This is a genomic window from Allokutzneria albata, from assembly GCF_900103775.1.
GTDB lineage: Bacteria > Actinomycetota > Actinomycetes > Mycobacteriales > Pseudonocardiaceae > Allokutzneria > Allokutzneria albata.
The window spans coordinates 4,730,193-4,749,157 of record NZ_LT629701.1 but is presented as its reverse complement, the minus strand read 5'-3'; the positions used below and the strand labels follow the sequence as shown (position 1 = coordinate 4,749,157).

The 18,965-nt window shown below is 70.8% G+C and carries 16 protein-coding genes; 7 read left to right on the top strand and 9 right to left on the bottom strand.

What is annotated here, in order from left to right:
- Positions 1-3 precede the first annotated feature (3 nt).
- Genes BLT28_RS21185 through BLT28_RS21175 form a run of 3 tightly spaced genes read right to left on the bottom strand, consistent with a single transcriptional unit; the run spans position 4 to position 5,161 of the window.
- The gene (locus BLT28_RS21185; protein WP_030429024.1) at positions 4-1,383 is read right to left on the bottom strand and encodes a maltokinase N-terminal cap-like domain-containing protein; all 1,380 of its coding nucleotides are present in this window, start codon (positions 1,381-1,383) and stop codon (positions 4-6) included.
- A complete protein-coding gene (gene treS, locus BLT28_RS21180; protein ID WP_030429025.1) occupies positions 1,380-3,182 on the bottom strand; it encodes a maltose alpha-D-glucosyltransferase in 1,803 nt (600 codons plus the stop codon). The genes BLT28_RS21185 and treS overlap by 4 nt, the downstream gene beginning before the upstream one ends.
- An 8-nt stretch (positions 3,183-3,190) precedes the next feature.
- Positions 3,191-5,161, bottom strand: a complete 1,971-nt coding sequence (locus BLT28_RS21175; RefSeq protein ID WP_030429026.1) for a maltotransferase domain-containing protein — start codon at positions 5,159-5,161, stop codon at positions 3,191-3,193.
- A gap of 360 nt (positions 5,162-5,521) precedes the next feature.
- On the opposite strand from BLT28_RS21175, the gene glgP reads away from it, so the two are divergent.
- Complete coding sequence (gene glgP / locus BLT28_RS21170) at positions 5,522-8,083, top strand: alpha-glucan family phosphorylase (protein ID WP_030429027.1); 2,562 nt, start codon at positions 5,522-5,524, stop codon at positions 8,081-8,083.
- A gap of 22 nt (positions 8,084-8,105) precedes the next feature.
- Here the strand turns inward: glgP and BLT28_RS21165 are convergent, their stop codons facing one another.
- From BLT28_RS21165 to glgX, 6 genes are all read right to left on the bottom strand, one after another.
- Positions 8,106-8,507, bottom strand: a complete 402-nt coding sequence (locus BLT28_RS21165) for a type II toxin-antitoxin system VapC family toxin (protein ID WP_030429028.1) — start codon at positions 8,505-8,507, stop codon at positions 8,106-8,108.
- Positions 8,504-8,812 (bottom strand): type II toxin-antitoxin system Phd/YefM family antitoxin, encoded by a 309-nt coding sequence (locus BLT28_RS21160; protein ID WP_030429029.1) that lies wholly within the window; start codon positions 8,810-8,812, stop codon positions 8,504-8,506. The genes BLT28_RS21165 and BLT28_RS21160 overlap by 4 nt, the downstream gene beginning before the upstream one ends.
- A gap of 54 nt (positions 8,813-8,866) precedes the next feature.
- A complete protein-coding gene (locus BLT28_RS21155; protein ID WP_030429030.1) occupies positions 8,867-9,259 on the bottom strand; it encodes a rhodanese-like domain-containing protein in 393 nt (130 codons plus the stop codon).
- Positions 9,256-9,771, bottom strand: a complete 516-nt coding sequence (locus tag BLT28_RS21150; RefSeq protein ID WP_030429031.1) for a cysteine dioxygenase — start codon at positions 9,769-9,771, stop codon at positions 9,256-9,258. The genes BLT28_RS21155 and BLT28_RS21150 overlap by 4 nt, the downstream gene beginning before the upstream one ends.
- A 529-nt stretch (positions 9,772-10,300) precedes the next feature.
- On the bottom strand, positions 10,301-10,525 hold the full coding sequence (locus BLT28_RS21145) for a hypothetical protein (RefSeq protein WP_030429032.1): 225 nt from the start codon (positions 10,523-10,525) through the stop codon (positions 10,301-10,303).
- A 61-nt stretch (positions 10,526-10,586) separates the two neighbouring features.
- Positions 10,587-12,713, bottom strand: coding sequence for a glycogen debranching protein GlgX (gene glgX / locus BLT28_RS21140; protein WP_030429033.1), 2,127 nt, complete (start codon positions 12,711-12,713; stop codon positions 10,587-10,589).
- Positions 12,714-12,808: 95 nt separating this feature from the next.
- Here glgX and BLT28_RS21135 point away from each other — a divergent pair, with 95 nt between their 5' ends.
- The 6 genes from BLT28_RS21135 to BLT28_RS21110 all read left to right on the top strand — a co-directional run bounded on the left by BLT28_RS21135 (position 12,809) and on the right by BLT28_RS21110 (position 18,911).
- Positions 12,809-13,627, top strand: a complete 819-nt coding sequence (locus tag BLT28_RS21135) for an ABC transporter ATP-binding protein (RefSeq protein ID WP_030429034.1) — start codon at positions 12,809-12,811, stop codon at positions 13,625-13,627.
- Between the two features lie 90 nt (positions 13,628-13,717).
- Complete coding sequence (locus BLT28_RS21130; RefSeq protein ID WP_030429035.1) at positions 13,718-14,497, top strand: enoyl-CoA hydratase/isomerase family protein; 780 nt, start codon at positions 13,718-13,720, stop codon at positions 14,495-14,497.
- On the top strand, positions 14,487-15,443 hold the full coding sequence (locus tag BLT28_RS21125) for a class I SAM-dependent methyltransferase (protein WP_030429036.1): 957 nt from the start codon (positions 14,487-14,489) through the stop codon (positions 15,441-15,443). Before BLT28_RS21130 ends, BLT28_RS21125 begins: the two co-directional genes overlap by 11 nt.
- Entirely contained in the window at positions 15,443-16,621 is a 1,179-nt protein-coding gene (locus tag BLT28_RS21120; protein ID WP_030429037.1) for a THUMP-like domain-containing protein, read from the top strand. Before BLT28_RS21125 ends, BLT28_RS21120 begins: the two co-directional genes overlap by 1 nt.
- Before the next feature lie 88 nt (positions 16,622-16,709).
- Complete coding sequence (locus tag BLT28_RS21115; RefSeq protein WP_030429038.1) at positions 16,710-17,459, top strand: HAD family acid phosphatase; 750 nt, start codon at positions 16,710-16,712, stop codon at positions 17,457-17,459.
- Positions 17,460-17,486: 27 nt separating this feature from the next.
- Positions 17,487-18,911, top strand: coding sequence for a helix-turn-helix domain-containing protein (locus BLT28_RS21110; RefSeq protein ID WP_030429039.1), 1,425 nt, complete (start codon positions 17,487-17,489; stop codon positions 18,909-18,911).
- Positions 18,912-18,965: the final 54 nt, after the last annotated feature.

Here is an 18,965-nt window from a genome sequence, read left to right as displayed (position 1 = left end):
GCCTCATGAGCCGGTGATGCGCGCGATCGACGACAACGGCACCGCGAGCCATTCGGGCCGGTTGCCGTGCTCGTACGCCACCTCGTACACCGCCTTGTCCAGCTCCAGCGCCCGGAGCAGCACCGCGTGCTCCCGCGGGTCCGCGGCCTTCTCCGCGTACCCGTCGCAGAACGCGTCGCGGTTGCGCCGTGCCCATTCCAGCGCGCGCACCGTGAGCTGGTCCTCGGCGCTGGAGCCACCGGGGTAGCCGACGAGCAGCTGGTGCGCGGCGTAGTCGAAGGACCGCAGCATGCCCGCGACGTCCCGCAGCGGAGAGCGCAACGACAGCCGTTCCGCCGCGGGCGCCGCGGGCTCGCCCTCGAAGTCGATCAGCACCCAGCCGAGCACCGTCCGCAGCACCTGGCCCAGGTGGAGGTCGCCGTGGATGTGTTGCACCGCAATGGGGTGGCTCAGCTCGCGGGCGGCGTCGAACGCCGAACGCAACCCCTGCTCGTGCGCGCCCAGCTCCGGGACGGAGGCGAGCACCGCGTCGAGCCGCCGCTGCATCGCGTCCACGGTGCGGTCGAGCAGGTCCCTGCCCTCGGAGCCGCTGCCCAGCGCCGCGGCCAGATCGGCGTGCACCTCGGCGACGGCCTGGCCGAGCCTGCGCGCCTCGCCCGCGAAGTCGCCGCCGACCTCGTCCGGGTGCAGGTCGCCCTCGGCCATCAGGTCGCGGACGCTCGCGGTCGCCATCGCCCAGCCGTCCGCGGCGTCGGGCAGGAAGCGTTGCAGCATCCCAAAAGTGACCTCTTCGCCGTCCAGGGTGCCCTGGATCGCGCCGAGCGGTTCGGCGATGTGCTCGCACTGCTGCGTCCGCAGCGCGCGGTGCAGCGTGAGGTCGGGGTTGGTGCCCGTGACCAGTTTGCGGAACAGCTTGAGGATGTAGTGGTGGCCGTAGACCAGCGAGGTGTTGGACTGCTCCGCGCCGACCGGCCTGCTCTTCAGGGCGATCTCCAGCTCCACCCCGGGCTCGTGCTGGAAGTCCAGTCCGGCGTGGGTCTGCCCGCGCGCGATGAGGTCGAGCAGCAAGCCGGTCAGCTCGGTGTCCTGGGTGGCGTCGTAGCAGGCCAGCTCGGCACGCGTGCCGATCCAGGCGTGCCCCAGGTGCTCCGGCAGGTCCGAGCGCAGGCCGACCAGCAGCTGGTAGCGGTCGGCGCTGCCGTTCTGCCGCACCTCGACCACCGCGTGCAGAAGCGCGGGATCACCGTCCACAAGGGATACGGCCTGCACCGGGCGCACGGACGCGACGGCGCGGTCCTTGCCCGCGAACCAGCGCTGGGTCGGCAGCCATTCGCGCAGCGCGTCGGCGAGTTCGGTGATCACCTCGGTCGGTGAGGAGGTCACGGAGCCTCTCCCTCGTCAAGTGCGGCGGTCAGCTGGAACCAGTAGAAACCGTGGCCGGGCAACGTCAACAGGTACGGCAGCTCGCCGATCGCCGGGAAGCGCACGCCGCCGGTCAGCTCCACCGGCACGCAGCCCTCGAACTCGCCGAGGTGCAGCTCCACCGGCTGCGGGAACCGCGAGAGGTTGTTGACGCACACCACGGTGTCACCCTCGTAGGTGCGGATGTAGGCGAGGATGCTCGGGTTGGACGAGCCCAGCTCGGTGAAGTCGCCGAGCCCGAAGGCGGGGTGCTGCTTGCGCACCTCGATCATCCGGCGCGTCCAGTGCAGCAGCGAGGAGCTGTTGTTCAGGTGCGCCTCGACGTTGACGGCCTGGTAGCCGTACACCGGGTCGGCGTTGACCGGCAGGTAGATCCGGTTCGGGTCGCAGCTGGAGAAACCCGCGTTGCGGTCGGGGGTCCACTGCATCGGCGTGCGCACGCCGTCCCGGTCGCCGAGCCAGATGTTGTCGCCCATGCCGATCTCGTCGCCGTAGTAGAGCACCGGCGAACCCGGCAGCGACAACAGCATCGCGTTGAACAGCTCCTGCTGGTTGCGGTCGTTCTCCAGCAGCGGGGCCAGGCGCCTGCGGATGCCGATGTTGGCCTTCATCCTCGGGTCCTTGGCGTACTCCGCGTACATGTAGTCGCGCTCGTCGTCGGTGACCATCTCCAACGTGAGCTCGTCGTGGTTGCGGAGGAAGATGCCCCACTGGCAGCCGGAGGGGATCGCGGGCGTCTGCGCCAGGATCTCCGAGATGGGGAAGCGGTTCTCCCGCCGCACCGCCATGAACAGCCGCGGCATCAACGGGAAGTGGAAGGCCATGTGGCACTCGTCGCCGCCGACCTCGGGGTCGCCGAAGTAGGCCACCACGTCCGACGGCCACTGGTTGGCCTCCGCCAGCAGCACGCGTCCGGGGTACTCGTCGTCGACGACCTTGCGGCACTTCTTCAGGAACTCGTGCGTGCGCGGCAGGTTCTCGCAGTTGGTGCCCTCCTGCTCGAACAGGTACGGCACAGCGTCCAGCCGGAACCCGTCGATGCCCAGGTCCAGCCAGAACCGGAGCACGTCCAGCATCGCTTCCTGGACCTCGGGGTTCTCGTAGTTGAGGTCCGGCTGGTGGGAGAAGAAGCGGTGCCAGTAGAACTGCCCGCGCACCGGGTCGTAGGTCCAGTTCGACGTCTCGGTGTCGACGAAGATGATCCGCGCGTCGGCGTACTTCTGGTCGTCGTCGCTCCAGACGTAGAAGTCGCCGTACGGGCCGTCGGGGTCGCTGCGCGACGCCTGGAACCACGGGTGCGCGTCCGAGGTGTGGTTGAGCACCAGGTCGGTGATCACGCGGATACCGCGCCGGTGCGCCTCGTCGAGCACGTAGACGAAGTCGTCCACCGTGCCGAACTCCGGGAGCACAGCGCGGAAGTCGCTGATGTCGTAGCCGCCGTCGCGCAGCGGCGACGCGTAGAACGGCGGCAGCCACAGGCAGTCCACGCCGAGCCACTGCAGGTAGTCCATCCGCGACGCGAGCCCGCGCAGGTCGCCCGTTCCGTCGCTGCTGGAGTCGGCGAAGGCGCGCACCAGCACCTCGTAGAACACGGCCCGTTTGAACCAGTCCGCGTCCTCGGGGGCCTGGCGCGCGTGCCGGAAGTCCTCCGCCTGCGGCTCTATGAGGTGCCCGTCGGAGGTCACGCCCTCGCCCGTGTGCGGTATGCCCTCAAGGCCGAGCGCCGCATCTGGCCTGATCTCCCCAGCAGAGCCGTTCATCGCACCACCTAGCGTCGTTCGACCGCCACGATGTGGGCCACCGCGCGGTGTGGCTCCAGCCTCACGAAATTCGCCTGACCCCAGTCCCATGTCTCCCCGGTGACCTCGTCGCGTGCGCTGAACCGCTCTTGCCAGTCCATACCCAGAAGGGGTAGGTCCAACCACAACGTGCCTTCCTGGCCGTTGCCCGGGTCGAGGTTCACCACGACCACGACGATGTCGCCGGTGGCCGGATCGGTCTTCGAGTAGGCGATCAGCGCGTCGTTGTCGACGTGGTGGAAGCGCAGCGTGCGCAGCCGGCTCAGCGCGGGCCGCGCGCGCCGGATCTCGTTGAGCCTGCGCAGCCACGGTTCCAGCGAGCGCCCCTCGCGCAGCGCGGCGTCGAAGTCCCTCGGGCGCAGCTCGTACTTCTCCGAGTCGAGGTACTCCTCGCTGCCCTCGCGCACGGCCTGGTGCTCGAACAGCTCGTAGCCGGAGTACACGCCCCAGCTCGGCGACAGTGTCGCGGCGAGCGCGGCGCGCAGCGCGAACGTGCCGGGCCCGCCGTGCTGCAGCGACGCGTGCAGGATGTCCGGGGTGTTGACGAACAGGTTCGGCGTGCCGTCGTCGGCGTGCGCGACCAGCTCGTTGCCGAACTCGATGATCTCCTGCTTGTACGTGCGCCAGGTGAAGTACGTGTAGTACTGCGTGAACCCGCGCTTGGCCAGGCCGAACATCCGCGCGGGCCGGGTGAAGGCCTCGGACAGGAACAGCACGTCCGGATGGGTCTCCTTGACCTTCCAGATCAACCAGTTCCAGAAGTCCGGTGGCTTGGTGTGCGGGTTGTCGACCCGGAAGATCCGCACGCCCGCCTCGACCCAGTGCAGCACCACGCGCAGGGTCTCCGCGTAGAGCCCTTCGGGGTCCTTGTCGAAGTTCAGCGGGTAGATGTCCTGGTACTTCTTCGGTGGGTTCTCCGCGTAGGCGATGGTGCCGTCGGGCAGCACCGTGAACCACTCCGGGTGCTCGGCGACCCACGGGTGGTCCGGCGCGCACTGGAGCGCGAAGTCCAGCGCGACCTCCATGCCGAGTTCGCCCGCGCGCGCGACGAAGCCCTTGAAGTCCTCCATGGTGCCCAGGTCCGGGTGGATGGCGTCGTGGCCGCCCTCGGCCGCGCCGATCGCCCACGGCGAGCCGACGTCGGTCGGCCCCGGAGTCAGGGTGTTGTTGCGCCCCTTGCGGTTCTCCCGGCCGATGGGGTGGATCGGCGGCAGGTAGACCACGTCGAAGCTCATGGCGGCGATGCGGTCCAGCGCCTTCGTCGCGGTGGCGAAGGTGCCGTGCACCGGGTTGCCCTCGGCGTCCACGCCGCCGGTGGAGCGCGGGAAGAACTCGTACCAGGAGCTGAAGCGCGCGCGCTCGCGGTCGACCCACACGCGCTGCGGCTTGCCCTTGGTGACCAGTTCGCGCACCGGGTACTGGTGCATGATCCGGCGCACCGGCTCGGACAGGGCGACTGCGATCCGTTCGGCGACGGGGCGGTCGGTGTCGCGCAGCGCCTCGGCGGCGATCGTCAGCAGCTCGCGGTCGTTGCGGCGGTCGGGCCTGCGCGAGACGCGGTCGATCAGCCGCGCGCCGATCTCCAGGTCGTTGGCCAGTTCCGCGGCACCCTGCCCGGCCGCGACCTTGACCTCGATGGCGTGCAGCCAGGTCGCCCACGGGTCCGACCACGCGTCCACGCGGAAGGTCCACATGCCCGGGTGGTCCGGGACGATCGACGCGGCGTAGTCGTCCAGCCCGCCGCCAAGGTGGGTCATCCGGGTCTGCCGGGCGACGCGGTCCTCGGGTCCGCGCCACGCGACCGTCGCCGCGACCGCGTCGTGGCCCTCCCGCCAGACGGTGGCTTGGATCGGGATGTGTTCCCCCACAACGGCTTTCGCCGGGTCGCGTCCGCAGGAGATGACTGGGGAGACATCGTCGATACCGAGCCGACCGCTCACCGGCAACGCCCTCTCGCAAATAGTCGTGTGCCGTCCTGGCGCAAGTGTGCCTGATTCGATCCAGTTGACCGACCCCAGGTCCGAGGTGCCGGAGCCGGGTTACCCGAAGATCGCCGAGTTCACGCACCATGATGCGGGTTACCTAGACGTAGTCCAATCCGGGCGCGCCCTTCGACCCGTTCGGCGGAGCCCGTTCGTCCGAACCCCTGAGACTTTCCACCCCGTCAACCCGCCCACCCCGGGGTGGGGTGCGCGGCGGCGGAGGGCCGGCGCGCGGACGACCACCGCGGCTGCAACGTTTTGCAGGCTTCGCTGGGAATCTTGCCAACCGGGGCGGGGGGCGAAGTACAGTTCGGTCGCGTGAGAGCACTGCGCCGGTTCACCGTCCGTGCCAGTCTGCCGGAGCCGTTGGCGGCTCTCGGCCGGTTGGCGACCAACCTCCGCTGGGTGTGGCACCAGCCCACCCAGGACCTCTTCGCCTCGGTGGATCCCCAGTCGTGGGAACGCCTCGACGGCGACCCGCTGCGGCTGCTCGCCGAGGTCTCGCCGGACCGACTCCAGCAGCTCGCGGGCGACGAGGGCTTCCTCGTGCGGACCGCGGCCATCGCCGACGACCTCGACCGCTACCTCGACTCCGGCCGCTGGTACCAGCGGCGCCAGGAGGAGGCCGAGGGCATGCCGTCCTCGATCGCCTACTTCTCGATGGAGTTCGGCGTCACCGAGGCGCTGCCCAACTACTCCGGCGGCCTCGGCGTGCTCGCCGGTGACCACCTCAAGGCCGCGTCCGACCTGGGCGTCCCGCTGATCGGGGTCGGCCTGCTCTACCGCTCGGGCTACTTCCGCCAGTCGCTGTCGCACGACGGCTGGCAGATCGAGCACTACCCGGTGCTCGACCCGCGCGCCCTGCCGCTGGAGCCGCTGACCGAGCCCTCCGGCGCGCCGATCCTGGTGCACGTGGCCATGCCCGACGACCGGGTGCTGCGCGCCCGCGTGTGGAAGGCGCAGGTCGGCCGGGTTCCGTTGCTGCTGCTGGACTCCGATGTCGAGGAGAACGACGACGACCTGCGCGGCGTCACCGACCGGCTCTACGGCGGCGACCAGAACCACCGCATCCGCCAGGAGATCCTCGCGGGCATCGGCGGCGTCCGCGCCGTGCGCGTGTTCTGCGAACTGACCGGCCACGCGCAGCCGGACATCTTCCACACCAACGAGGGCCACGCGGGCTTCCTCGGCCTTGAGCGCATCCGTGAGTACGTCGCTTCGGGTGAGCTCGACTTCGACCAGGCGCTGTCGACCGTGCGCGCGGGCACCGTGTTCACCACGCACACCCCCGTCCCCGCGGGCATCGACCGCTTCCCGGTGGACCTGGTGCGGCACTACTTCGGCGCGGGCGGCGAGGGCCTGCTGCCCGGCGTCCCGGTCGACCGCGTGATCGCGCTCGGCGCCGAGGAGAACCCCGGCCTGTTCAACATGGCGCACATGGGCCTGCGGCTCGGACAGCGCGCGAACGGCGTCTCGCAGCTGCACGGCCGCGTCAGTCGGGAGATGTTCCGCAGCCTGTGGCAGGACTTCGACGTCACCGAGGTGCCGATCGGCTCGGTCACCAACGGCGTGCACGGTCCGACCTGGGCGGCCACCGAGATGAGCAGGCTGCTGGGCGAATCCGACCCGGACCTGGTCGACAAGGGCGTCGGCATCCACGGCTTCGAGCCGGTCACCGACGCGGGCCTGTGGGAGCTGCGCGGTGAGCTGCGCGGGCGCCTCGTCCGGGAGGTCCGTCGCAGGCTGCGCGCGTCCTGGGTGCAGCGCGGCGCGTCGAACCTGGAGCTGGGCTGGACCGACTCCGTCTTCGACCCGGACGTGCTGACCATCGGCTTCGCCCGGCGGGTGCCGACCTACAAGCGGCTCACGCTGATGCTGCGCGACCCGGAGCGGCTGCGCGCGCTGCTGCTGGACCCGGAGCGCCCGGTGCAGCTGGTGGTCGCGGGCAAGTCGCACCCGGCCGACGACGGCGGCAAGGCGCTGATCCAGCAGATCGTCCGCTTCGCCGACGACCCCGAGGTGCGGCACCGCATCGTCTTCCTGCCCGACTACGGCATGTCGATGGCGAAGTACCTGTACTGGGGTTGCGACGTCTGGCTGAACAACCCGCTGCGGCCGTTGGAGGCGTGCGGCACCTCCGGCATGAAGTCGGCGCTCAACGGCGGGCTCAACCTGTCCATCAAGGACGGTTGGTGGGACGAGCTGTTCGACGGCGACAACGGCTGGGCCATCCCGACCGCGGACGGCGTCGCCGACCCGAACCGCCGGGACGACCTGGAGGCGACCGCGCTCTACGAGCTGATCAGCACCCAGGTCGCGCCGATGTTCTACGACCGCGGCGAGGACGGCGTTCCGACCCGCTGGATGGGCAAGGTCCGGCACACGCTGGCCTCGCTCGGCCCGCAGGTGCAGGCCTCCCGCATGGTCAAGGAGTACGTCGAGACGCTCTACACCCCGGCGGCCCGTTCGGCTGCCGCGGTAGGCGAGTACGCCTTCAACGGCGCGAAGGAGCTGGCCTCCTACCGCGCCCGCCTCGACGCCGCGTGGCCGGGGGTGCGGGTGACGGAGACCTACTTCTCGATCAACGGCAACAGCGCGGCCCCGCTGCTCGGTTCCAAGGCGACGGTCACCGCGCGCGTGGAGCTGGGCGGCCTGGACCGCACCGAGATCGAGGTGCAGGCGGTCGTCGGCCGGGTCGACGACTCCGACGAGCTGCACGACGTGGTCTCGGTGCCGATGGAGCTGGTGTCGCCGGGCGAGTACACGGTGGAGGTGGAGCTGCCCTACGCGGGCCCGACCGGCTACACGGTTCGCGTCCTGCCGAAGCACGACCTGCTCGCGTCCCCGGTCGAGCTGGGCAAGGTCGTTCTCGCGACCTGACCGCCACGCTGACCTCGATCGCCTACAGGGGGACCACTTCCAGCAGGCGGTCGAGGTCGGCGAAATCGGCCGGGTTGCGGGTGAGCAGCGGGAGTGAGTGCGCGGCGGCGGTGGCGGCGATCTGCAGGTCCAGTCGGCGCGGCCGCGGGTTGCGACCCGCCAGCCGGACCAGCTCCGCCAGGATTCCGTACAGCCTCGCCGCCGGAATGTCGAAGGGGAGCACCTCGAACTGGTCCAGCGTGGCGTAATAGCGCTCGGTGCGTGCCAACCGCTCCACCGGATCAGGGGTGTTCAGCCCGTAAGCGAGCTCGGCGAGGGTCACCGCACTGACAGAGGGTTCGACCGTGGCGAACGCGCCAAGATCGAGCCGCTCCAGATCGATGATGACCGACGTGTCCAGGAGCGCGCGTCGCGGTGCGCTCACCGGCCCCCCTTGTCCTGCCGCGACCACGGATCTTCAAGCGGGTCGTCATCGCCGAACACCGTGTCTGCCTCGGCGCGGTCCCGATACCACTGCTCCGCGTCGACGGGACTCAGTCTGCGGAAGGCTTCCTGGATCGTGCCGAGGCTGCGGCGAGGCGCCGGTGCCACCGTGTCGGACCGGTGCGGAACCAGGTCCGCGACGGGCTTGCCGTTGCGGGTGACCGTGAAGCTCTCCCCGGCCTCGACCCGGCGCATGATCTCCGCGTTCTCGTTGCGGAGCTCCCGCTGTCCGATGGTGTGCGCCATAGCTACCAATGTAGCCCTCTGTGGCGAGAAGTGCTACGGAAGTGCTACAGGGGCTCAGGGGATGGCAGGTGCGCCGCCGGACTGCACCGGCAGTCCGGCGGCCCGCCACGCGCGGAAGCCGCCGACCAGGTCCGTGGCGCCGGGCAGACCGACGCGGTGCAGGTCCCTGGCGGCCAGGCTGGACGCGTAGCCCTCGTTGCACACCACGACCACGCGCGAGTCCGGTCGCACCTCGGGGATGCGGTGGCTGCCCGAGGGGTCGAGGCGCCACTCCAGGTGAATGCGCTCGATCGGCAGCGCGCCGGGGATCTCGCCTTCCTCGGCGCGGTTGACGTGCGGGCGGATGTCGACGATCAGTGCGCCGTCCCGCTGCGCGGCCAAAGCCTGTTCCGGCTCCAGCCGGTCGAGTTCGGCGCGCGCTTCGGCCAGGAACTCGTTGATGCTCATCGCGGAGCCTCCGTGTAGGCCTCAAGGCTCGGGTACTCGTTGGTGGGCAGCAACGGCGGCGAGTAGGCGTGCACGCTCGCGGCGTTCACCGTCCCGGTGTTGCGCACCTGGTGCGCGCGGCCGGGGCCGAAACCGACCCCCGTGCCGAGTTTCCGCGCAGCGCCGCGGACCGGGCCGGTCGGATATCGGTAGTCCTCACGCAGCTCACCGCGGTACACCGTGAACGAGCCGGACGCGCCGCCGTGGTCGTGCGGCTCGGTGCCCTGGCCGGGCATCCAGGTGAGCAGCCACAGCTCGACCTCCTCGGTCAGCGCCAGTCGCGCCCACCAGCGCTGCTCCGGCACGTACTCCAGGATCCCGGAGAGTTGGTCTTCGAACACCGACGCCACGTTCTTGGTCAACCCGAGCAGTTCACTGGCAGTCCACAGTGGACGGCGCGGGGCGATGAAGTCCCGCAGCAGCGGCAGGTCCAGCGCGGGATGGATCTCCGGCACGGACAGTGAAACAGTCATGCGTGCGCTCCTGGTTCAGCGAGGAAAGAGGGAGAACCGGAACGCGGCGCGGCGCGGGAGGGTCAGCTCGAAATGCGATACCCGATCCCGCGAAAAGATCCCCGGTGGAATTCCGTGATCACATGCCGCGCCGCGTGCATGTACACGCACAGCTGGTCAACCGGGCCTGGTCGAGCGGCAGGTTGTTCCAGAGCAGCGAGCGGATCACATGCCGATGTTGCCACAGGTCAACCTGAGCCGACCAGGGCTTCCGGTATGTGGACAAGGACTCTGATGTCCCTTGATTCGCGGCCGTGGCACCTTGTCGCGATATCCGGTGAGGCTCGGTCCGACAACCACGCTTGGTGGGAATCGGCCAAGTGGCACGCGCTGTCAATCTGAAAGAAGAGGCTGGGAGCGAAGCACGCTGGCGGAGTCGCACAAGCGCGCCGGGCTGACGCTGCCGCCGTTCTGGGCCGTCATCGCCCTGAACGAGCAACAGGCGGGCGCGGAACCCGATGGCTCCGGCCCGCCCGTCTCGGATCAGGTGTTACTGGTAGATGTACAGGTCCCACATCCCGTTGAGTTCGCGCTTCTCGCACTTGGCCCCGATGTCGGAACCCCTGATGTCGGCCGCGACCGACTCGCACTCCGCGTAGGTCCAGTACGAGCCGTAGTACTTCCCGCCCGCGTGGGCGGTACCGGTGGTGCCTGCGAGGAGGATGCCGAGGGAGGCGGCGACAGCGGCGAGCCCGCCAACGATCTTGGTGGTCATTCGCCCAAGAATGCCCAAGTCGGGTGCTTGACATGAACGGTTTCAGCCAAAAGTGAAGCCCCTAGGTCCGGACCTTGAGGACCAGGAAGGTCCGCGCGGGCACGCTCAGCGGGCTTCCGGCGGGCAGCGGGTCGCCCCGCTCGGGAACGCCGTCGGCGCGGGCGGTGTCGAGCACCGGCTCGTAGCAGCGGCCGTACTCGCCGGCGGGCAGGTTGATCCGCGCGGGCTCGGCGCCGGAGTGCAGGACGAGCAGCCAGGAGTGGTCCTCCAGCGGCTCACCGAGGCGGGACCGGCCGCGGCAGTCCTCGCCGTCGATCCACATCATCAGCGTGCGCCGCGAGTCGTCGAACCAGTCGGTCTCGGTCATCTCCCGCCCGTCGGCGTGCAACCACACCAGGTCGGGCACACCGCTGGGCGTCTCCCGGCCGTCGAAGAACTCCGCCTGGCGCAGCGCGGGGCACTCGGCCCGCAGGGAGATCACCCGCCTGGCGAAGGTGAGCATCGCCTCGGCGGCCTCGGTCGGCGTCCAGTCCACCCAGGACGTCTCGTTGTCCTGGCAGTAGGCGTTGTTGTTGCCGCCCTGGGTCCGCCACATCTCATCGCCCGCGGTGAGCATCGGCGTCCCGGTGGACAGCACGAGCGTGGCGAAGAGGTTGCGGGCCTGCCGCGCGCGCAGCTCCAGCACGGCCGCGTCGTCGGTCTCGCCCTCGACGCCGCAGTTCCACGAGCGGTTGTCGTCGGTGCCGTCGCGCCCGTCCTCGCCGTTGGCCTCGTTGTGCTTGTGGTTGTAGGACACCAGGTCCCGCAACGTGAAGCCGTCGTGCGCGGTGACGAAGTTGACCGACTGCCACGGACGCCGCCCGCTGAGGTCGTAGAGGTCGGACGAGCCGGAGAGCCGGTAGGCAAGCTCGGCCACCCCGGTCGCCGAGCGCCAGAAATCGCGCACGGTGTCCCGGAAACGCCCGTTCCACTCCGCCCACTGCACGCCGAAGTCGCCGACCCGGTAGCCCTCGCCGGTGGCGTCCCACGGTTCGGCGATCAGCTTGCGCTGCGACAGCACCGGGTCGGTGGTGATCGCGGTGAGCAGTCCGGCGTTGCGGTCGAACCCGCCGCCGCCTGGCCGCCCGAGCACGCTGGCCAGGTCGAACCGGAACCCGTCGACGCCGAGCTCGCTCGCCCAGTACCGCAGCGAGTCGGTGACCAGCCGCACCACCGTGGGCGAGCCCGCGTCCAGCGTGTTGCCGCAGCCGGTCAGGTCGAAGCCGCCGCCGTTGGCGGAGTGCAGGTAGTAGGCCGGCGCGTCCAGGCCGCGGAAGCTCAGCGTCGGTCCGCCGAGGCCGCCCTCGCAGGTGTGGTTGAACACCACGTCCAGCAGCACCTCGATGCCCGCGGCGTGCAGCGCGGCGACCATCGTGCGGAACTCCTCGACCTCGCGGCCGGGCTCGCTGGCATAGGCGGCGTGCGGGGCGAGGAAGCCGAGCGTCGAGTAGCCCCAGTAGTTGTGCCTGCCCTGCGCGGTCAGCGCGGGCTCGTCGACGAAGGAGTGCACGGGGAGCAGTTCGACGGCGGTCACGCCCAGCCGTTGCAGGTGCTCGATCACCGCGGGGTGCGCCATCCCGAGGTAGGTGCCGCGCTGGTGCTCCGGTACTTCGGGGTGCAGCTTGGTGAAGCCCTTGACGTGGACCTCGTAGATCACCGTCTCTTCCCACGGCACGTTCGGCGCGGGCCCGGTGTCCGCCCCGCCGGGTGCGGTCACCCGCGACAGCGGCACGCTGCCGAGGGAGTCCACCGCGGACGGCGTCCAGTCCATGTGGTCGCCGACGTAGCCCAGTGCGGCGCCGACGTCGGTCAGCGTGCCGCTGATCCGCCGCGCGTACGGGTCCACCAGCAGCTTCGCCGGGTTGCAGCGCAGCCCGCGGGTCGGGTCGTAGGGACCGTGCACGCGGAAGCCGTAGAGCTGGCCGTCGGTGACGCCGGGCACCAGTCCGTGCCAGACGCCGAAGGTGCGCTCGGTCAGCTCGACGCGCCGTTCGGTGAAAGAGCCGTCGTCACCTGCTTCGACGAGGCAGACCTCGACGGCGTCGGCGATGGAGGACGCCACGGCGAACCGGACGCCACCACCCTCGGGGTGGGCCCCGAGCGGGAACGGGCGACCGGCCAGGACGGGGTGCTCGTGCTCGGCTGTCACGCAGGAGATGATCCACGATCCGGAGCTGATCAAGGGGCGGTGGCGGGCCCGGATCGAGGGATCGCAAGAATGGGCCCGTGACCGAGCGCGCAGCGATGCAGGCCACCGCGGGCGACGGGGTGGACGTGACCGACCTAGTGGTGCGCATGGACGGTGTCGGCGTCCGAAGGGCGCGCACCTCCTTGCTCCGAAAGGTCGACTGGCGCGTCGAGCTGGACGAACGCTGGGTGGTGCTCGGCCCCAACGGCGCGGGCAAGACCACGCTGCTGAAGCTGGCGGGCGCCGAGATGCACCCGACCACCGGCCAGGTCAACGTGCTCGGCGAGAAGATCGGCCGCACCGACGTCTTCGAGCTGCGGCCGCGGATCGGCTTCTGCTCGGCGGCGCTCGCCGCGCGTGTCCCCGGCGAGGAGCAGGTGCGCGACCTCGTGGTCAGCGCCGGCTACGCGGTGCTCGGGCGGTGGCGCGAGCAGTACGACGCCATGGACACCGACCGCGCCGACGAGCTGCTGAAGGCCATGGGCATCGCCCACCTCGGCGACCGCACGTTCGGCACGCTGTCCGAGGGCGAGCGCAAGCGCACGCTGATCGCGCGGGCGCTGATGACCGACCCCGAGCTGCTGCTGATGGACGAGCCCGCCGCCGGGCTGGACCTGGGCGGGCGCGAGGACCTGGTGATGCGGCTGTCCGCGCTGGCCATGGACCCGGACGCGCCCGCGATGGTGCTGGTGACCCACCACGTGGAGGAGATCCCGCCCGGGTTCACCCACGCCATGCTGCTGCGCGAGGGCGGCGTGGTGGCGCAGGGGCTGCTCACCGACGTGCTCACCGAGCGCAACCTCGCGGAGACCTTCGGCCAGGACCTGGCCCTGCAGCGCTCCGGCGACCGCTACTTCGCCTGGCGCCGCGCCTGACCCACCGCCGGACCCCGGCGCGCCTACCGCGCGGTAGCCTGCCGCTGACGGCCCGGGAGCGGGGTCGCGAGGAGCGAGGAGGTTCTCGGCGTGGGCGAGTTCGTCAGGCTTGAGGTCGACGGCGCGATCGGCACCATCCGGCTGGACCGTCCGCCGATGAACGCCTTGAACCAGCAGCTGCACCTGGAGATCCGGGCGGCGGCGCAGGAGGCGGCCGAGCGCGCCGACATCCGCGCGGTGATCGTCTACGGCGGCGAGAAGGTCTTCGCGGCGGGCGCGGACATCAAGGAGATGGCCGACCTCTCCTACGGCGAGATGCTGGACTGGGGCGGCAGCCTGTCCACCTCGCTGAGCGCGGTCGCGGCCATCCCGAAGCCGACCGTCGCGGCGATCACCGGCTACGCCCTCGGCGGCGGCTACGAGCTGGCGCTGACCTGCGACCGCCGCATCGGCGGCGACAACGCCAAGGTCGGCCAGCCGGAGATGCTGCTCGGCGTGATCCCCGGCGCGGGCGGCACGCAGCGGCTGGCCCGGCTCATCGGTCCGGCCAGGGCCAAGGACGTGATCTACACCGGGCGCTTCGTGAAGGCGGACGAGGCGCTGCGCATCGGAATGCTGGACGAGGTCGTCGCGCCGGACGACGTCTACCTGGCGGCGCGCCGCTGGGCGGAGCAGTTCGCCAACGGTCCGGCCCGCGCGCTCGCGGCGGCCAAGGCGGCGGTGGACATCGGCCTCGACGGCGACCTGAACAGCGGTCTGCGGCTGGAGACCCAGCTCTTCGCGGCGCTGTTCGCGACCGAGGACCAGAAGGCAGGCATGCGCTCGTTCATCGAGAACGGCCCGGGGAAGGCGACCTTCAGTGGCAAGTGACCCGAGACCGAACCCGCACGCGTCCGCGGAGGAGGTGGAGGCCGCCTGGAAGGACCCGAAGCTGGCCAACGTCCTCTACCACGACTGGGAAGCGGGCACCTACGACGAGAAGTGGTCGATCTCCTACGACGAGCGCTGCATCTCGTACGCGACCGGCCGGTTCCGCGCGGTCGCCGGTGAACGCGACTGGCCCTACGAGCACGCGCTCGAACTCGGCTGCGGCACGGGCTTCTTCCTGCTGAACCTGATGCAGGGCGGGGTGATCAAGCGCGGTTCGGTCACCGACCTCTCGCCGGGCATGGTCGAGGTCGCGGTGCGCAACGCCGAAGCGCTCGGGCTCGACGTGGACGGCCGGGTCGCGGACGCGGAGACGCTGCCCTACGACGACGACACCTTCGACCTCGTCGTCGGGCACGCGGTGCTGCACCACATCCCGGACATCCCCGCGGCCATGAAGGAGATCCTGCGGGTGCTCAAGCCCGGCGGGCGCTTCGTGTTCGCGGGCGAGCCGACCAAGGTCGGTGACTTCTACGCGCGCAAGCTCGGCCAGCTCACGTGGTGGGCCACCACGAACCTGACGAAGCTGCCGCCGCTGAACGGCTGGCGCAGGCCGCAGGAGGAGCTGGACGAGTCCTCCCGGGCCGCCGCCCTGGAGGCCGTGGTGGACCTGCACACCTTCGACCCGGACGAGCTGGAGCGCACCGCGCGGGCGGCCGGGGCCACGGAGGTGCGCGCGGTGACCGAGGAGCTGGCCGCGGCGTTGTTCGGCTGGCCCGTGCGGACGTTCGAGGCCGCGGTCCCGCGCGAGAAGCTGGGCTTCGGCTGGGCGATGTTCGCCTACCGCACGTGGCAGCGGCTGACCTGGCTGGACGAGAACCTGCTGGCGAAGGTCATGCCCCGCAACGTCTTCTACAACGTCCTCATCACGGGCTGCAAGCCGGTCTAGTGGGCTACGCGTTCACGGTCGAGGACGTGGAGTTCCTCCGGTCCCCGGCGGGAGAAGAGGCGTTACGGGCAGCGGCGGAACTGCCGCTCACACCCGCGTCGCGGCTGGGCGATGTGGCATCGGTGCGGCGCGCCGCGGGGGAGCGGTTCGCCGCGGCCGTGCTGGAGACCGCCGTGCTCCGCCGCCGCACTCTGTCCAAACTGGACGGTGCGGCGTCGTGGCTGCTGACCGAGGACGCCGCGCAGCAGGCCACGGCGTCGGTGGTGGCCCGGCATCGGGCGGGACGCCTTGAGGGGCGCGACGTCCACGACGTGACGTGCTCCATCGGGGCCGATCTCGTCGAGGTCGCCGCCGTCGCCGACCTGTGCATCGGGTCCGATGTGGACGATGTGCGGATCTCGATGGCCAAGCACAACTGCGAGGTGGCCGGGGCGACCGCCGGGCTGCTGCGCGCCGACGCGCTGCGACCGGTGAGCCGGGGCACGGTGGTGCTCGCCGACCCCGCGCGGCGGGACGGCACCGGTCGGCGGAAGTGGCGGCCGGAGGACCTGGTGCCACCGCTCGGCGATCTGATGGAGACCTACCGCGGCCGGGACATGGCGGTGAAGTGCGCGCCGGGACTGGATTTCGCGGCCGTCCCGTGGGCGGGCGAGGTGGAGATCGTCTCGCTGGCCGGTCAGGTGCGCGAGGCCTGCGTGTGGGTCGGCGCGACCGCGACGTTCGGGGTGAACAGGCGGGCCACCGTGCTCGGCCCGGAAGGTCCGCTGTGGACGATCACGGACGCGGAGTCCGAGGCGTGCCCGGTGCGCGAGGTCGGCGAGTGGATCATCGATCCGGACGGGGCGGTGGTGCGGGCGGGGCTCGTCCGGCACTACGGCGCGCGGCACGGCCTCGGGCAGCTCGACCCGCGCATCGCCTACCTCACCGGGGACACGCCGCCTCGCGGGGTCCGCGCGTTCCGGGTGCTGGAGCACGGGAAGTACAACGAGAAGACGCTGCGCGCGCTGCTGCGCGAACGCGAGGTCGGGCGGTTGGAGATCCTGGTGCGCGGCTTGGACATCGACCCGGACGCGTTGCGCAGGCGGCTGAAGATCAGCGGACCCGGGGAGGCGACCGTCGTGCTCACGCGCGTCGGCGACACCCCCACCGCGTACCTGTGCCGGGCGGAGCGGGTGTGAGCTTTTCCTAACCGGATCGTCCGGGAGGAAAGCGCCAACCCGGTCGTTTCGGGTTGAGCGGCCGTGCGCTGCGGCTTAGCGTCACCGCATGGTCAGTCGCACCGCCGCCCTCGTGGTCGCCGCAGGGCTCATCGCCGGTTCCGTCGCACTCTCCACATCGGACGGTGCGGACGCCGCGGGCAGACCCAAGGAGCCCGCCAACCTCGGTCAGGTCAAGAACGACGTCAAGCAGTACTACGGCGACTACCTCGACCCCGCCGGCAGGCACCACGCCTCGGCGACCAGCGCGTGGGCGAAGCAGACCGCGAACGAGGTCGCCTCGGCCCGCAGGTGGCTGGAGCGCAGGCTCGCCCAGGGCGTGAAGAACCCCGCGATCGTGCTCGACATCGACGACACCTCCGAACTGACCTACGGCTTCGAGGCCGACCGCGACTTCGGTTTCGACCAGGCCGCGTTCGACAAGGCGGTCAACGCGGGCGAGTTCCCCGCGATCGAGCCGACCCGCGAGCTGACCCAGTGGGCGAGCAAGCGCGGAGTGCACGTCTACTTCCTCACCGGTCGCAAGGAGAACCTGCGCGAGGGCACGACGAAGTCGTTGCGCAAGAACGGTTTCCCCGAGCCCAAGGCGGTGTTCCTCAAGCCGCTCGACAAGCCGCTGCCGTGGCTGGCCTGCGGCCTCACCTGCAACACCGTGCAGTACAAGGCGGGGACGCGCGCGTACCTGGAATCCCAGGGCGAGACGGTGCTGCTGAGCGTCGGTGACCAGGACACCGATCTGGAGGGCGGGCACGCCGAGCGCACGGTGAAGCTGCCGAACCCCATGTACTACCTGCCGTAGCGCGGGAAGCCCTGGCAGAGTGGGGCCATGCCGACGCAGAACCAGCTGCGAGCCATGCAGCGGGAGGTGAGCAGGCAGGACGGCCTGCGCCATCTGCTGCAGTGGCTGGCGCACGACCTCGACGCGTCGGTCGTCCTGCTCGACGCCGGTGGCGTGCCGCTGCACTCGTTCCGCGAGACACCGCTGCCGCAGGAGGCTTCGGAGGCGATCGCGCGCGTCACGGCCGGGCGGAGCCGGTCGGCAACGGCGGAGACGCCCGACCACGTCGTGCGCGCGCTGCTCGTCGACGACCACCCCGGCCCGGTTCTCGTACTGGCGCAGGCGAAGCGGGAGGGCGTCGGCACGGCCGGCCCGCTGATCGCCGACGCGGCCCGGTTGTTGCAGCTGCGCTGGCGGCTGGACCGGGCCGAGGAACGGCTGCGCGAGGTCGAACTGGCGGAAACCCTTGCCAGGGAAGCGGTTCTGCACCTGTTGATGGTCGGCGACGTCGGTGCGGCGCGGCGGGTGGCCGGGGCGTTGCGGCCGGATCTGACCGATCTCGTGCGGGTGTACGTCATCGAATGCCCGCTCAACGCGCGGGACGAGGTCGCCGCCCGCTGCGACGAGGCGTGCCTCGGCCGAGCCTGGATCATCCACTGCCCCGTCTACACCCGGCACCTCATCGTCCTCGCTCCCGTGGAGTCCTCGGACGTGCAGCGCGACCCGGTGGAGACGGCGCTGCGCGCGGCGGCGGGCACCGGCATCCGCACGGGTGCCAGCGACATCGTCGAGCTGCGCCGAACCGGGACCGGGTACGAGCAGGCGTTCCACGCGCTCGCAGTGGCCAGGCACGGGCCCGAGCCCTTCGTGGCGTTCAGCGGGCGCACCGAACTGGCCGCGCTGCTCGACCCCGCGGGCCGGGCCTGGGCGAGCCACGTGCTGCGCCCGCTGGTCGACTTCGTGCCCGAGCGCCCTCAGGACCCGGACAGCCACGAGCTGCTGACCACGCTGCGGTCGTGGCTGCACTTCCAGGGCGGGGCAGCTCGTCAGCTGAAGATCCACCGCAACACGCTGGCCGCGCGCGTCCGGCACGCGGGCGCGGTGCTTGGCCTCGACCTGGACCGGATCGGCACGCGGGCGGAGCTGCACCTGGCGCTGCGCCTGGTCACGCCCGGGCCGCGCCGAGGTACCACGGAGGTGGCCGAACTCCTTGCCGCGCCTGCGGTTCGGCGGTGGGCCAAGACCCTGCTGGCACCGTTGCTGGAGTCGGATTCCCTGCTCGACACAGTGCGCGCGTGGCTGGCCGCCGATGCCCGTCTGGAGGGCGCCGCGGATGCGCTCGGCGTCTCGGTGACGGGCACGCGGAAGCGACTCATCCGGGTCGAGCAACTGCTCGGGCGTTCACTGTTGTCCGGGCCTTCCGCGCGCTACGACCTGGTGCTGGCGCTGCGCGTGCACGACGCGGCGAGCTGACGCAGCAAATCTGCACCGCGTCGCGCGCACGCTGTGCAAACCGATCCTGTCGGC

What these genes read in the sequence shown, in the direction of transcription:
- treS (WP_030429025.1), bottom strand. Translation starts at nt 3,182, where the DNA reads ATGAACGGCTCTGCTGGGGAGATCAGGCCAGATGCGGCGCTCGGCCTT.
- BLT28_RS21160 (WP_030429029.1), bottom strand. Translation starts at nt 8,812, where the DNA reads ATGGCGCACACCATCGGACAGCGGGAGCTCCGCAACGAGAACGCGGAG.
- BLT28_RS21155 (WP_030429030.1), bottom strand. Translation starts at nt 9,259, where the DNA reads ATGAGCATCAACGAGTTCCTGGCCGAAGCGCGCGCCGAACTCGACCGG.
- BLT28_RS21150 (WP_030429031.1), bottom strand. Translation starts at nt 9,771, where the DNA reads ATGACTGTTTCACTGTCCGTGCCGGAGATCCATCCCGCGCTGGACCTG.
- BLT28_RS21145 (WP_030429032.1), bottom strand. Translation starts at nt 10,525, where the DNA reads ATGACCACCAAGATCGTTGGCGGGCTCGCCGCTGTCGCCGCCTCCCTC.
- BLT28_RS21135 (WP_030429034.1), top strand. Translation starts at nt 12,809, where the DNA reads ATGCAGGCCACCGCGGGCGACGGGGTGGACGTGACCGACCTAGTGGTG.
- BLT28_RS21115 (WP_030429038.1), top strand. Translation starts at nt 16,710, where the DNA reads ATGGTCAGTCGCACCGCCGCCCTCGTGGTCGCCGCAGGGCTCATCGCC.
- BLT28_RS21110 (WP_030429039.1), top strand. Translation starts at nt 17,487, where the DNA reads ATGCCGACGCAGAACCAGCTGCGAGCCATGCAGCGGGAGGTGAGCAGG.